Genomic DNA, 12,477 nt, shown 5'->3' with positions numbered 1-12,477 from the left:
TGTAAGCCAACGATAGGATGGCAAACTGTTCGCGATGTCCTCGCACAGCTGTTCGCGATGTCCCCGGTCCAAACAGGGGGGAGATGGCAGCTTCAGCGTCTCGCTTATCCGCAAGCATTGGAGATTGGCGAAAGCCAATGCGACATCCAATCTCCCCACTAGAGGGGGAGATGTCCGGCAGGACAGAGGGGGGCGCGAAGGAACGCGAGTTGCGCGATTTCGCAGCCCTGTCATCCCCTCCCCATCCCTCCCACCTGCTCCGCGGACAAAAACAGCAGCACCACGTCCGACATGCCGAGCAGCGGCGTGAAGGTGACGATGGTGATGCCGCCGGTGGCGTTGGTGCGGGTCAGCCCTTCGGAATAGATGTCGAGCGGCGGCTCCTCGTCGAACCAGACGCCGTGCAGCGTCTCGCCCTGCCACTTCTCGCGGCCCTTCTCGTAACTCTTGAACGACAGCACGGATTCGCCGGCCTGCACGTCGCCACCGCCGCCCCAGGCCACCACGACGCTGTCGAGCGCGCCCGGCGCCCGCCCCGCCATCGTGCTGAGGATCGCGTCGGCCGGGATCATACCGGTGCCCCACGCCGCCTGCTGCTGCGGCGGGCCGATCAGGATGCGCTGCGGGTTGTCGCGCGTGCTTTCGCCGGTGACGCCGGCCGCCCACATCCGAACCGGACAATCGAAAACCTTGCCTTGCCACCAGTCGGGATAGCGGCCGGTGAGGTGCATCGCCCACTCGGCGCCGCCGGCCCTGGTCTTGCCGAGCTGGTTGCCGGCCATGAACAGGCGTTCGCGATTGGTCGCGCCGGCGGCGTGGAATTCGGCCTGTCGGGGATAGGGCCGATAGGCGGCAAGCTGGTTAGTGCGGCGCCTCCGGTCCAGCTCCGCCAGCAGGCTGAGATATTCCTTCCTTGCCGCCCGGCTGTGCGAGGCCTTTTTCGAGGCCCGGCTTCTCGAGGAACGGCCTAAGGACGGCTTCGAGGCCGCGGATGCGCTGCCTGATTTCGTCATCGCTCAATGCATCCAGATTGTTGATGTTGACACTAAGATCCTTGGGCAGCACCGACAGCACGAGCTTCAGATACTGGTCGGGCTTTTCGGCGCGCACCTCGGCGATGACGCCGGCGCCATGGGCGCGGAAATCGGCGCGGATCGCTTCGAGAAAGCCGTCGGCCAGCGTCTTCTTCGCCCGCCTGGTCTGCTTGCCGGGTGCTTGATCGTGCGGCTGCGGATCGCCGGCGGAAGGAGCTTTGGCCATGCCCTACTCCGCCGTCCCGGCGGAGATCGCCGGCTTCTTGTTGCCTGGCCGCACGATGCGCTTGCGCGGCTTCGCTTTCTTGGCGGCGCGCGCCGACTTCGGCTTCGGCGGCTGGCTTGCCGATTTCGCATCGGTCGTCGTGCCAGGCCCCAATGTACTGGCGTCGGGCAACGCATTCAGCCTTGCCCTTAGAATTGCCGCCGCCTTGCCGTCGAGTGCTCCCAACGGGAAGCCGAAACCGCCGACCGCGTCGCCGGGGCCGCCGCGCACCATGCCGATCCGCACGCCGACGACAACCTGCTCGAAGCGGCCATGGCGTGCATAGGGTGCGGCGCCGGCGAACTCGCCAATAGCGCTGACGACCTCTCGGCCGTCATCGTCGATGATGATGGTGGCGTAACGGTTGGACATGGGGATGTTCTCTGGAGATGGGCGCTCAGTGGCGCGTTGGAAAATTTACGATTGGTGAGACTTGCAGTTCCGACGATCGCCAGAGCCGCGTTCCTTCGCGCCCGCCGACTTAACAGCCGGCAGTTCACGTAGCGTTTGGTCCAAAAATGAAGCCTGAAACAAAAAAACCGCCTCGGCGGGCGGGTCGTTGGAGCCAATTAGCACCATACCCAGATTAGTAGCATAGCTGCCGGCACAAAGCAAGAACAAAATGTGGCGCGGCGGCAGAAAAATGCGAATTTCCCTCGGTGCCTCGGCTGTCAGCCGGCAAGCTTGCGTTCCTTCGCGCCCCCCTCTGTCCTGCCGGACATCTCCCCCACGAGGGGGGAGATCGGCAGCTTTGGCGGCAGCGCCTTTTTGCACCTACAAAATTGGCGAAAGCGGCAATGACAGCCAATCTCCCCACTAGAGGGGGAGATGTCCGGCAGGACAGAGGGGCGCTGTCCCGCCGACTTCATAGCCAGCTCACGTAACGTCCGATCGAAAAAGAAGCCTGAAACAAAAAACCCGCCTCGGGAGGCGGGTCGTTGGAGCCAATTAGCACCATACCCAAATTAGTAGCATAGCTGCCGGCACAAAGCAAGAACAAAATTCACCTGAGACGCGAAAAAACGCAGAGTAGCCGATGGCGAAGCACACTGGAATGTCCGGCGAGACGCCACCGTCCGGATCAGAACAGGCATTCGCGCGTTTGACCCTTAGCCAATGGGAGCAAAAATCACGAACGTCGCCAATCTGCAACTCGAAGGCCTGCTTATGGCCATCGCATCGATCAATCAGGTCCTGGTCCGCAAGGGCGTGCTCTCCGTCGAGGACATAGACATCGCCTTGCGCAAGGCCGAAGCCAGCGAGACCAACGAGGAAAGGTCCGAGGGCATGTCGGCGTCGAGCCGCGACGCAGTCAACTTCCCGATTCGACTGCTGGAATTGGCCAATCAGTGTCAGCCGGAGACGGACATGCCGTCCTTCTCAAAACTGGCGCGCATGGTCGGTCAGATCAAGGAACCTTACAACGACCAGATGTGACGCGGCGATCATGACTGACGCAGCGACAACGGCTTGCTGCGGCGGGGCGGCAAGACTGCTGGCGACGGCTAGCGGCCCTGCAGGATCTTGATCAACTTGCTGCTGTCGGCCCCCGGCGAGGAAAGCCTGCGGTAGTCCGAGTAAGTCAGCCTGCCATTTGCAAGGGCATTAAAGAGCCGGTTACAAAAGGCGCTGTCGTATCTTGCGACGCTGACATTCATGATTGCTGCGTAAGTCTTTCTTTCGTTGAGCGGCGTGGACCTCTCGCGTGCAATGCATTCGTTGATCGCCACGCGCTTGGTGACAGGGCTGCCTTCAAGCGCGGTATGCATCGTGTTGAATTCGCCCTCGGTCAACGTGGTGCAGCCGGCAAGCAGTGACGCGCCGATCATGGCGGCAGCAAAACGCGTGGCGATGTTCATGAATTCCCTCAAGACCCGCGTCTTGCTTACCCGCCGAATGTTGGAAGTACAGAGGGAATGCAGGCACATCTACAAAAGCATAAACCTCGAACGTTTTTACTTTAGCTCTCGCCTTTATTTCAATCGACCTGCGATGGCTTGAATGACGGTATCCGGCCGTCCTCGATCGTCACGACGATGCTGGTGCGGATCGAGACGCCGGATCCGAAATTCCGGCATCACCCCCTGCCAAGCCTCAGCGCCAGGACGCGGCCCGGCCCGTGCACGGCGGCAAACAGCAGCCCGGCCAGGAAGGTGAAGTGATCGACGAAGAAGCCGAACTCCGCCTGGTTGCCGGCCCAGTGCGACGGCCCGTGGAAGGCGAAGCCCAGGAACAGCACATAGGCGCCGGCGACGAGTGCTGCCCATGAGAAGAAGGCGCCAGTCAGGAAGCATAGAACGAGGACGACCTCAAGCAGGGCTGCGCACCAGGCCAGGAAGAGCGGGAATGGAAACCCGGCCGCCGCGATATAGCCGGCGGTGGCGCCGATATCGACGAATTTGAAGATCACGGCCATCAGGAAGACGGCTGCGAAGATCAGGCGGGCGATGAGGATTGCCGCGGTCTGCCACGGCGACTGGACGGTTGATTGAGCGGTTTCCAAGGTCACGACGTCCTCCCAAGAGTTACGATGGTTGTGCCCCAAGGACGCACCACCAGCCGCAAGCCCGACATCATCCCCCGAAAAACCTGCAGGAGACAAGTGCGCGGGGAGAAGGCCTCGCAAGACCAGGTTTCCTCGCCCCATTCATGGGAGAGAGGTGGCGCGGCGAAGCCGCGACGGAGAGGGGACTGCGCCGGCAAAGAAAGGCCCCTCTCCGGCCGCTTCGCGGCCCTCTCTCCGCCGCGAGGCGAGGAACCCGAGCCTGGAACTACCCTAAGTTCACCCCCGGCTTGCTGATCGGCTCCCGTACCGTTCCATACTGGCTGCCCCAGCGGTCGGTCATCGCCCAGCGTATGTCCCAGAGTTCCGGGAAGAAGCGGTGGCGGGCGCCGGCCTCCAGCAATTCGACCGGCCTGCCCTTCAGCGATTTCGCGCCGAGGCCGATCGTGCGGTGGATGAGATAGAGGTGGTTGGCGCGGAATTTCTGGAACAGCTCGTCGAACTCGACCAGCGCTTCGGCAACGACATAGCTGTCGCCGTGATCGTAGCCGGTATCGTAGACATCCTCGACCGAGAGGCCGCGGCCGTCGAGGTATGACGCCTTGAAGGCCCGCCACAGATCCGGCGGCAGACGCAACAGCTGCTTGAAACCCGGCGATTCCTGACCGCTGCCATTGCCGAGCTGCAGCCGGATCTGCTGGTATTCCTTGGGCGACATGGTTTCGAGCAGGTCGAGCTGCGCCGTCATTAGCCGCATCAGCCGGTGCACGCGCCCCATCAGCGTGACGATGCGATGCGTGTCCTGCTTTTCCAGGAAATCGACGACATCGACCAGCGTATAGGCGATGAGCTTCATCCACAGCTCCTCGACCTGATGCACGATCTGGAACTGCAGCTCGTCGGCATTGACCATCTCGGCCAGCGGCTTCTGGCAGGCCAGCAGCCTGTCGCATTTGAGGTAGACGCCATAGTCGCGCATCTCAGGCGTTTCGATGCGGGCATAATAGTCCTGCTTGTCCATGGCCATGCTCCTTGCCGCGGCCGTTGGGCCGCAGGCGTTTGTTGGATCCCAGCCCCCGAGTCTAATCGCTTTCTTGCCGAACATTGTCCCTTTCTGTTATTCGATTGGCGAGAAATGAAGGACGAAAGCTGCTTCTGAAGCAGACAGAAAGAACGAATGATGCTGGATGCGGTCGACCGGAAGATCGTCGCGGCGCTCGAACGCGATGCCCGCACCTCCTTTGCCGCGCTCGCCGACGAGGTCGGCCTGAGCAAGACGCCGTGCTGGAAGCGGGTCAAGGCGCTGGAGGATGCCGGCGTCATCCGCGGCTACTCGACCCGGATCGACCCGGCCAAGCTCGGCTTCGGCATCGAAGCCTTCATCCAGGTGTCGATCGATTTCGAACTGTCGGACGCCTTCGAGGCGGCGGTCAAACAGCATCCGCTGATCCGCCGCTGCCACGCCACGACTGGCGAGGCCGATTATCTCCTGCAGATCGTCACCGTCGACATGATGGCGCTCGACAGGATGCTGCGCGAGGAGCTTAGCCGGCTGCCCGGCGTGCGGCGCACGATCACCTCGATGGCGATGCGCGAGATCAAGGGCGGCATCTCGTTCGCCAATGCCGTCGGGCATACACAGACCAAGCGATAGACCGGTCAGGCTCTGGTCATCAATTCGCGGCCCAGCCGCTTCGGTTGCTCGGCGCGCAGAACCACATTTGTCGTCACCGTGCCGTACCGGCCGATGCTGTCGACGATGCTTTCAAGGTCGGGCGGTGACGGGACCACGACCTTGACCAGAAAACAATCCTCACCGGTCACTCGCAGCACCTCGACCACCTCCGGCAATTGGGCGAACTTCTTCAGGCAGACCTGGATATGCTCGTGCGTGGTGCGCAGTCGGATGACCGCCATGGTGCCGAGCCCGAGCGCTGCCGAATTGATCACCGCCTTGTAACCGGTGATGACGCCGCGCTCCTCCAGCCGCTTCACCCGTTCCGAGGTGGCGGGCTGGGACAGTCCGACGCGGCGGCCAAGCTCGGAGATTCCGATGCGGCCATCCTCCTGCATGATCTCAATGATCGCCAGATCGGTGGGATCGAGCCTTGGCCGGTAATCGCCGTTCCGCATGATCGCCTTTAATCCATCGGATTTCTTTGCCGCTTTCCGATGATCTCTCATTCCGCCGCCGGGGAGAAGACCTAGAATTGCACGCGCTGCATCAGGAAAGAAGGGCTTCGCATGACCGAATTCATCATTGTGCCGGGCATCGACGGATCGGGCAAAGCCCACTGGCAGACTCATTGGCAGCAGGCAAACCCGGCGATGCGGCGGTTTAATCCGGCGAGTTGGGACGCGCCGGATTTCGACGACTGGGTGGCAGCATTGGAAACCGCTGTATGCCAGGCATGGACACCGCCGGTGCTCGTCGCCCATAGCCTCGGCTGTCTGCTGGTCGTACACTGGCAACGGATCTCCCCTCGCGAGATCAGCGGCGCGTTGCTGGTCGCGGTTCCGGACCCTGCGTCGCCGGCCTTCCCCTCCTCCGCCCGGGCCTTCGCCGACGCGCCGCAACAACGGCTTCGCTTTCCGTCGCTGATTGTCGCCAGCACCAACGATCCCTACGGCTCGCTGGACTATGTCAGGGCGAAATCCGAGCGCTGGGGCAGCGATCTCCATATCGCCGGGCCGCTTGGCCACATCAATGGCGACAGCGGGCTCGGCGACTGGCCGGTGGGAATGGAGCTGCTGACGGCTTTTCTCGGGCGAACGCAAGCAAGCGCCCGAGGCGCCGTGCTTCAGCCGTGACCGCAATGGGACGGCTACCTTGCCGCCGTCCTGATCTGGTTTGCGCCGCGGCGCCGCGCCTCAGTTCGATGCTGCGGCAGGTGTGCTGAGCTCCAGGAACGGCACTGTCGAACCCGGGATCATCGACTTCGGCAATTCGCCGTTCCATCTCTCCGCCTTGGTCAGTTCGACCAGCAGCGGATTGTTGGCGATTGCGGCGGCGCGAGCCTTGATGGCGCCCGCGGTCGCATCGCCTTCGACCCTGGTCTTGTAGGCGCTGGCCTCGGCTTCGGCCTTGACGCTGTCGGCGCGGCCCTTGGCCTGGGTGACAGCGATATCGGCCTTGATCTTTTCCTGCTGCAGGTTCTGTTCCTGCTTCTGCACCTCCACCTGCGCCGTCATCCTGGCTTCGACCGCCTGCTCGTAGGCGTCGGAGAAGTCGATGTTCTCGACCTGCACGCTGTCTATCATCACCGGGCCGTCGGTTACCGCCGCGATGGCGTCGGCAACGTCCTTGTTGAACTTCGCCCGGTTCTGGATAACCGACACCGCGTCGTACTGGCCGAACACGGTCTTGATCTCCTGCGGTGCTTTCCTGGCAATGACACGGTCGGCCAGTGCCTCGATCGATCCATAATTGGTGTAGACGTTGCTGACTTCGGCGGCCGGCACGTGGAAGTTGACGGTGACGCGCATGTCGGCCGGCTGCTGGTCGCGCGAATAGGCCTGCATGGCCGGCAGGCCGCCGCAAGCGTTCTGGTTCTCGCAGCCCCATTTGAGCACCTGCTGGCGCAGGCTGATCTTCTCGACGCGCTGTAACCACGGCAGCTTGAAATGCAGTCCGGGATCGACGACCGAACTCAGCGCCCCGTTGGTCAAGAGCACGCCGCGGTCGCCCTGATCGATCGTGTACCAGGATCCAAACAGCGCAAAGATGCCGAGCGCCACGATGAGGAGTGCGACCAGGCCGGAACCGATCGACCCCGACGCCGTCCCCGGCTTGCCCTGCGGACGGCCTGAATTGCCTTGCGTTTCGGTCATTACCCCACCCCAACCCGATTGCCCGTGCTGCTTTTGCCCACAATAGCGGCGGCATTGCAATCCTCTCGACATGGAAGGATCTTCGCGCCGGCCGGCCCCGGACCGGCGGGGTGGTTCAGGCTGGCTAGCGGATTTCCCCTGCAGCCGCGGCAGTACGCGTTGCCTGGCGTCTCCTTCTGCCGTTCGGCATCGCTTTTGCGCTTCGGGCAATCCTCGTAGTCGTGGTCGCGCCCACCGCAGTAGGAGCAGCATTTTGCCGGCGCGTCGGAGCGAAGCATCGTTGGCATGCACAAGGATGCACGAAAACCCGACAGATTGCGACGGCTTGCGCACCGGCAACGTCGATTTCGCCACGGAACCGCTGCCGCCGCATGAAAGTTATCTGCTCATTGCAACGGGAGCACAGGACATGGCCGACGACCCGAACCGCTACGAGACCGGAGCGAGGAAATATCCGGCAAAGATGAGCCCCGACGCGGCCGACCAATTTTCGCAGGATGCGGCCGGCAACAAGCCGCCTCCCGGCGGCATGGGATTGACCAGGCCGGCTGACGATTTCGACGACAAGACCCGGCATTCGGAGGGCCAGAACCCGCCGCGCGCAGCGATCCGGCCAGACCACAAGGCCACCGCCAAGAAGCCCGGCGAGGACGCAAAACGATGAACGTCGCCAATCTCCAACTCGAAGGATTGATGATGGCGATCGCGGCCGTCAACAACGCGCTGGTCCACAAGGGCCTGCTGTCGGTCGACGAGGTCGACATGGCGTTGCGCCGGGCCGAGGCGGCGATGACCAGCGACGAGCGTCTCTATGAAGACATGTCGCCATCCAACCGCGACGCCGTCTGCTTTCCGCTCAGGCTGCTGCAGGCGGCCAACAATGCCCAGGGCGAAACCGGCGTGCCGTCCTTTGCCGAACTGGCCAGGATGGTCGGCCGGACCAAGGAGCCCTATAACGACCAGATGTGATGGAGGACGCCATGGCCGACGACAAATCCAAGACCAAGCAGGATCGCAAACTGGTCTCAGGCGAAGAGCCTTACGAGGTCGCTGCCTTTGCCCGCAAATACGGCATACCGCAAAGCGAGGCCGCGACCATCATCAAGCGTTACGGCCCCTCGAGGAGGAAGCTCGACGCGCATATGGCGAGCCGCAACGCCTGAACCAATTCTGGCGGCGGCCGCCGTTCACGCCGGAAGCGTCCCTGCCCTGCCGCCTTGTCGAGAGTATCGGCACCGACAGCCGTGACCTGTCGGGTTCGCCCCTGTGGGGATTCAACGCCTGGTTTTGACAGCCGCGGAATACTCTCGCCGCGCAACAACTCATTTACCTCGACGCTGTACCAGTCCGGTGAGCAAAGCCGGGGGTCGGATGCAGGAACAATTATTGCGCTATGAATGTGTCATGGAGCCGAACGGCCGTTGGATGGTGTGGGACATCGTTCACGATCTGCCGGCGCAATTTTCGGAAATCGCGCTGATCGGCCTGAGCCGTCGTGAAGCGGTTTCGCTCTGCCGGCTGCTCAACGAGACGAGCCGTTCCGAGACGCGGCAGAGCCGGGCCTCCTGAGAAGCGCGTGCGTCTCAGGCCTGTCCAGGCGAAGAGGATTTTCATGCGATCGACAATATTCGGTCTGGTCCTGCTGCTGCCGGCGGCCGCACTGGCAGAACCGATCGAGACGCAGAAGATCATCACCGCGGCGACCGGCGATTGGAACGGCGACGGTGCCGCCGATCTGGCGATGATCGTCGAGACCGAGCCCGGCCATCCCATGGATCTGCATTTGTTCCTCAGGGACCGCGACGGTAATTTTCTCAGACCTGCCGGGGTCGTGCATGAACAGATTTACGGCGAATGGAAGGATTACGAGCGGCCGGGCCCCGCCAGATCCGACACCGAGCCCGAACTCACTGCGCTCCCCAACGGCTCGATCAAGCTCTATGTTCCGGCGATGGAGATCGGCAGCGAGCGGACCAACAAGACGCTGACGCTCGCCTGGCGCAACGGCACGTTCGTCGTCGCCGGTTTTGCCTATGAATATTGGGATTACATGGACGACAATGTTGCCGGCGACTGCGACTACAATGTGCTGACCGGCAAGGGCAAAAGCAGCAAGAAGTTGGCGGACGGCAGCACCAGGCAAGCGACCGTATCGGTCGAAGGCAAGGTCATCCCATTTGCGGAATGGACTCCGGGCACTGGCTTCAGCGCTTGCGGAGAGTGAGAGGTTTCGGTTGCCTCACTGCAGCGGCGGCTTCCACAGCAGACTGTTGCGATCGGCGGACTTGACGCGCAGCCAGGTTTCGCGGCCGTCGCGCAGCACCCGGAGCGGGATCTCGGCGCCCGCCGGGCCGCTGTTCCAAAGCTTGCGATAAAAATCGGCAAGCCCATCGACCGCCGTGTCGCGGACATCCGAGATGACATCGCCTTGGCGAAGGCCCGCCTGGGCGGCTGGACCGCCCTCGGCGACGCTCATCACCACGACCTTGCCGTCGCTCTCCGCCGAGAAGGCGCCGAGCCACGGCCGCGGCGGCTTGGCGACCTGCCCGCGCGTCAGCAGATCGTCGAGGATGGGCGGCAGAAGATCGATCGGCACCACCATGTTGATGTCGGCGACCTCGCCGTTGCGGCTCATCTGCAGGCGCAGCGAACCGATGCCGAGCAGCCTGCCATCCGCGCCGATGAGGCCGGCGCCGCCCCATGAAGGGTGAGCCGGCGCCGTGAAGATCGCCTCGTCGAGCAGATATTCCCAATAGCCGGCGAATTCCTGCTTGGTGACGATTCGCGCCCGCACGGAGCGGCCGACGCCGTCGGAGAGCACGACGGGATCGCCGATCTTCGCCCTGGACGCGTCGCCGAGCGCAATGGCGGGCAGCCCGAGCGGCGCCAGCGCCTGCACCAGGCCGAAGCCCGACTCCTGGTCGTAGGCGAGCGCATGGGCGGGAACCACGCGCCCGTCCTGGTCGGCCAGCCAGACCTCCTCGGCCTCGGTGATGAGATAGCCGATGGTGAGTACCAGCCCGTCGCCGCGGATGACCACGCCACTGCCCTCGCGGCGGGTGCCAAGTGTATTTGCCGTGAAGGCGTCCTCCGGCACGGTGGCGCGGACGGCCACGATGGATCGCAAAAGGGGTTCGATATTCATGCTTTGGTTCCTGGCAATGTTCGCAGGCTGATATGGGCTATAGGTATGGCGCAGGTGATCAGGCGCAAGAGGTGGCGCCGGCTTTGGCGTGGACCGGCGCCGCGCCGTTTGCGCCGGGTTTTGCAACAGCGCCGGCAGCCCTATCTGTACCTACGGCTATCCCAAGCTGCCCTATGCAAAGTTCCTCCGCCACTACCCACGTTGATATCTGATATCCTCCCAACCCAACCCTTCCAAAGGCCTGCCAAATGAACGACTACGCAACGGACCAATACACGCCGCCGAAAGTCTGGACCTGGAACAAGGCAAATGGCGGCGCTTTCGCCAGCATCAATCGGCCGATCGCCGGCCCGACGCACGACAAGAAACTGCCGGTCGGCAAGCATCCGCTGCAGCTTTATTCGCTGGCGACACCGAACGGCGTCAAGGTGACGATCATGCTGGAGGAACTTCTGGCGCTCGGCCACAGCGGCGCCGAATACGACGCCTGGCTTATCAGGATCAACGACGGCGACCAGTTCGGCAGCGGCTTCGTCGAGGTCAACCCGAACTCGAAGATCCCGGCCATGATGGATCGCAGTGGGAAAAAGCCGGTCCGCATCTTCGAATCCGGCTCGATCCTGCTCTACCTCGCCGAAAAATTCGGCGAATTCCTGCCGACGGAGCAGCCGGCTCGCGCTGAGACCCTGTCATGGCTATTCTGGCAGGTGGGCTCGGCACCCTATCTCGGTGGCGGCTTCGGCCATTTCTATGTCTATGCGCCAACGAAGATCGAATATGCCATCGACCGCTTCGCCATGGAAACCAAGCGGCAGATGGACGTGCTCGACCGACGCCTCGCTGAAAGCGAGTATTTAGGCGGCAGCCACTATACGATTGCCGACATTGCGGTGTGGCCCTGGTACGGCGGGCTGGCCAAGGGCCGCATGTATAACGATTCCGGCGAGTTCCTGGAGGTGGAGCAGTACAAGAACGTGCAGCGTTGGGCCGACGCCATCGACGCGCGGCCGGCGGTCAAGCGCGGCCGCATGGTCAACCGCACCTTCGGCGAGCCTTCGATGCAACTGCACGAGCGCCATGATGCCAGCGATTTCGAGACCAAGACGCAAGACAAGCTCGCGGCGGCCAAAAGCTAAGCCGACGACGCGCCGATCTCTCGCCTTGTAGGGGAGATCGGCAGCTTCGGCCGACTGCTCAGGCCGTCTCTACCGCCGCCATCCACAGCCGGCATCAACAAAAGGGAAAAAGGGAGCTTGCCAGCCGGTTGTAAAATGTGGCGTTGGGCACGGTCGTACAAGCAGCAGGCAGGTTTTCCCGCTAGCTCAAAAACGACCATATGAGTTGGGCGATATATATTAGTTGACTAAACTAGCGGAACGTCCAATGCACATTCCCAGAACCGAACATGTCCTGTCTAGACCATCATATCTATATGGGACATTACTACATAAGCTGAACGCGACCTCGACGGTTCGGCGGCACTGCCCTCAGACGCCGCGGCTTTACCTCCGCGCTTTTCGCCCCGGATCCGTAGATCAACCGGACGACGAACAGGAAATATCCAACCTGCATGACGATCAAGGTCAAGATCGTCCAGGCCAGCGTCTTCCAGATTGAACCCGTCGCAAGGTAAGTCGAGATCGCCACGATGGACGATATGGTGGTCAGCCCCACCAGGAACCGTGGAAAGTTCATGACT

The 12,477-nt window shown here is 62.6% G+C and carries 19 protein-coding genes; 9 read left to right on the top strand and 10 right to left on the bottom strand.

All coding sequences use genetic code 11. The features are described from left to right. Positions 1 to 230 precede the first annotated feature (230 nt). The 3 genes from NKH42_RS27695 to NKH42_RS27685 form a co-directional block, all read right to left on the bottom strand. A complete protein-coding gene (locus tag NKH42_RS27695) occupies positions 231 to 782 on the bottom strand; it encodes a terminase large subunit domain-containing protein (protein WP_254819621.1) in 552 nt (183 codons plus the stop codon). A gap of 79 nt (positions 783 to 861) precedes the next feature. Further along, positions 862 to 1,260, bottom strand: a complete 399-nt coding sequence (locus tag NKH42_RS27690; protein ID WP_254819622.1) for a hypothetical protein — start codon at positions 1,258 to 1,260, stop codon at positions 862 to 864. A gap of 3 nt (positions 1,261 to 1,263) precedes the next feature. Further along, positions 1,264 to 1,671, bottom strand: coding sequence for a hypothetical protein (locus NKH42_RS27685; RefSeq protein ID WP_352752585.1), 408 nt, complete (start codon positions 1,669 to 1,671; stop codon positions 1,264 to 1,266). 744 nt (positions 1,672 to 2,415) lie between these two features. Here NKH42_RS27685 and NKH42_RS27680 point away from each other — a divergent pair. Further along, positions 2,416 to 2,736, top strand: coding sequence for a hypothetical protein (locus tag NKH42_RS27680; RefSeq protein ID WP_352752586.1), 321 nt, complete (start codon positions 2,416 to 2,418; stop codon positions 2,734 to 2,736). A 68-nt stretch (positions 2,737 to 2,804) separates the two neighbouring features. Here the strand turns inward: NKH42_RS27680 and NKH42_RS27675 are convergent, their stop codons facing one another. The 3 genes from NKH42_RS27675 to NKH42_RS27665 form a co-directional block, all read right to left on the bottom strand. Beyond that, the gene (locus tag NKH42_RS27675) at positions 2,805 to 3,158 is read right to left on the bottom strand and encodes a hypothetical protein (protein WP_352752588.1); all 354 of its coding nucleotides are present in this window, start codon (positions 3,156 to 3,158) and stop codon (positions 2,805 to 2,807) included. 218 nt (positions 3,159 to 3,376) lie between these two features. Then, positions 3,377 to 3,808, bottom strand: a complete 432-nt coding sequence (locus tag NKH42_RS27670) for a DoxX family protein (protein ID WP_254819626.1) — start codon at positions 3,806 to 3,808, stop codon at positions 3,377 to 3,379. Between the two features lie 262 nt (positions 3,809 to 4,070). Further along, entirely contained in the window at positions 4,071 to 4,823 is a 753-nt protein-coding gene (locus NKH42_RS27665; protein WP_352752589.1) for a tryptophan 2,3-dioxygenase family protein, read from the bottom strand. A 156-nt stretch (positions 4,824 to 4,979) separates the two neighbouring features. Between NKH42_RS27665 and NKH42_RS27660 the strand changes: the two genes are divergently transcribed. Next, positions 4,980 to 5,456 carry an Lrp/AsnC family transcriptional regulator gene (locus NKH42_RS27660; protein WP_254819628.1) on the top strand — a complete coding sequence of 159 codons (477 nt, stop codon included), beginning with the start codon at positions 4,980 to 4,982 and terminating at the stop codon, positions 5,454 to 5,456. A 5-nt stretch (positions 5,457 to 5,461) separates the two neighbouring features. On the opposite strand, the gene NKH42_RS27655 is transcribed toward NKH42_RS27660, so the two are convergent. Then, positions 5,462 to 5,935: an Lrp/AsnC family transcriptional regulator gene (locus tag NKH42_RS27655; protein ID WP_352752591.1), complete on the bottom strand. Its 474-nt coding sequence runs from the start codon at positions 5,933 to 5,935 to the stop codon at positions 5,462 to 5,464. Positions 5,936 to 6,046: 111 nt separating this feature from the next. Here NKH42_RS27655 and NKH42_RS27650 point away from each other — a divergent pair, with 111 nt between their 5' ends. Further along, positions 6,047 to 6,613 carry an RBBP9/YdeN family alpha/beta hydrolase gene (locus tag NKH42_RS27650; protein ID WP_352705247.1) on the top strand — a complete coding sequence of 189 codons (567 nt, stop codon included), beginning with the start codon at positions 6,047 to 6,049 and terminating at the stop codon, positions 6,611 to 6,613. Between the two features lie 60 nt (positions 6,614 to 6,673). Here the strand turns inward: NKH42_RS27650 and NKH42_RS27645 are convergent, their stop codons facing one another. After that, positions 6,674 to 7,633 (bottom strand): prohibitin family protein, encoded by a 960-nt coding sequence (locus NKH42_RS27645; RefSeq protein ID WP_352740083.1) that lies wholly within the window; start codon positions 7,631 to 7,633, stop codon positions 6,674 to 6,676. A gap of 295 nt (positions 7,634 to 7,928) precedes the next feature. Here NKH42_RS27645 and NKH42_RS27640 point away from each other — a divergent pair, with 295 nt between their 5' ends. The 5 genes from NKH42_RS27640 to NKH42_RS27620 all read left to right on the top strand — a co-directional run bounded on the left by NKH42_RS27640 (position 7,929) and on the right by NKH42_RS27620 (position 9,857). After that, positions 7,929 to 8,297 (top strand): hypothetical protein, encoded by a 369-nt coding sequence (locus tag NKH42_RS27640; protein ID WP_352507780.1) that lies wholly within the window; start codon positions 7,929 to 7,931, stop codon positions 8,295 to 8,297. Next, positions 8,294 to 8,602 (top strand): hypothetical protein, encoded by a 309-nt coding sequence (locus tag NKH42_RS27635; RefSeq protein WP_023675703.1) that lies wholly within the window; start codon positions 8,294 to 8,296, stop codon positions 8,600 to 8,602. The genes NKH42_RS27640 and NKH42_RS27635 overlap by 4 nt, the downstream gene beginning before the upstream one ends. Positions 8,603 to 8,613: 11 nt before the next feature. Further along, a complete protein-coding gene (locus NKH42_RS27630) occupies positions 8,614 to 8,796 on the top strand; it encodes a DUF3606 domain-containing protein (protein ID WP_023675702.1) in 183 nt (60 codons plus the stop codon). Positions 8,797 to 9,019: 223 nt separating this feature from the next. Beyond that, complete coding sequence (locus NKH42_RS27625; RefSeq protein WP_245274654.1) at positions 9,020 to 9,202, top strand: hypothetical protein; 183 nt, start codon at positions 9,020 to 9,022, stop codon at positions 9,200 to 9,202. Between the two features lie 43 nt (positions 9,203 to 9,245). Then, complete coding sequence (locus NKH42_RS27620; RefSeq protein WP_352752593.1) at positions 9,246 to 9,857, top strand: hypothetical protein; 612 nt, start codon at positions 9,246 to 9,248, stop codon at positions 9,855 to 9,857. A 15-nt stretch (positions 9,858 to 9,872) separates the two neighbouring features. Here the strand turns inward: NKH42_RS27620 and NKH42_RS27615 are convergent, their stop codons facing one another. Beyond that, entirely contained in the window at positions 9,873 to 10,778 is a 906-nt protein-coding gene (locus tag NKH42_RS27615; protein ID WP_254819635.1) for a S1C family serine protease, read from the bottom strand. A 248-nt stretch (positions 10,779 to 11,026) separates the two neighbouring features. Here NKH42_RS27615 and yghU point away from each other — a divergent pair, with 248 nt between their 5' ends. Continuing rightward, positions 11,027 to 11,914 carry a glutathione-dependent disulfide-bond oxidoreductase gene (gene yghU, locus NKH42_RS27610; RefSeq protein WP_352691410.1) on the top strand — a complete coding sequence of 296 codons (888 nt, stop codon included), beginning with the start codon at positions 11,027 to 11,029 and terminating at the stop codon, positions 11,912 to 11,914. 307 nt (positions 11,915 to 12,221) lie between these two features. On the opposite strand, the gene NKH42_RS27605 is transcribed toward yghU, so the two are convergent. After that, positions 12,222 to 12,473, bottom strand: coding sequence for an exopolysaccharide production repressor protein (locus NKH42_RS27605; RefSeq protein ID WP_302896853.1), 252 nt, complete (start codon positions 12,471 to 12,473; stop codon positions 12,222 to 12,224). Between the last annotated feature and the right edge of the window lie 4 nt (positions 12,474 to 12,477).

Source organism: Mesorhizobium sp. M1142 (assembly GCF_040318565.1).
GTDB lineage: Bacteria > Pseudomonadota > Alphaproteobacteria > Rhizobiales > Rhizobiaceae > Mesorhizobium.
The sequence above is the reverse complement of the archived record's forward strand: the minus strand, read 5'-3'. Positions and strand labels throughout refer to the sequence as shown.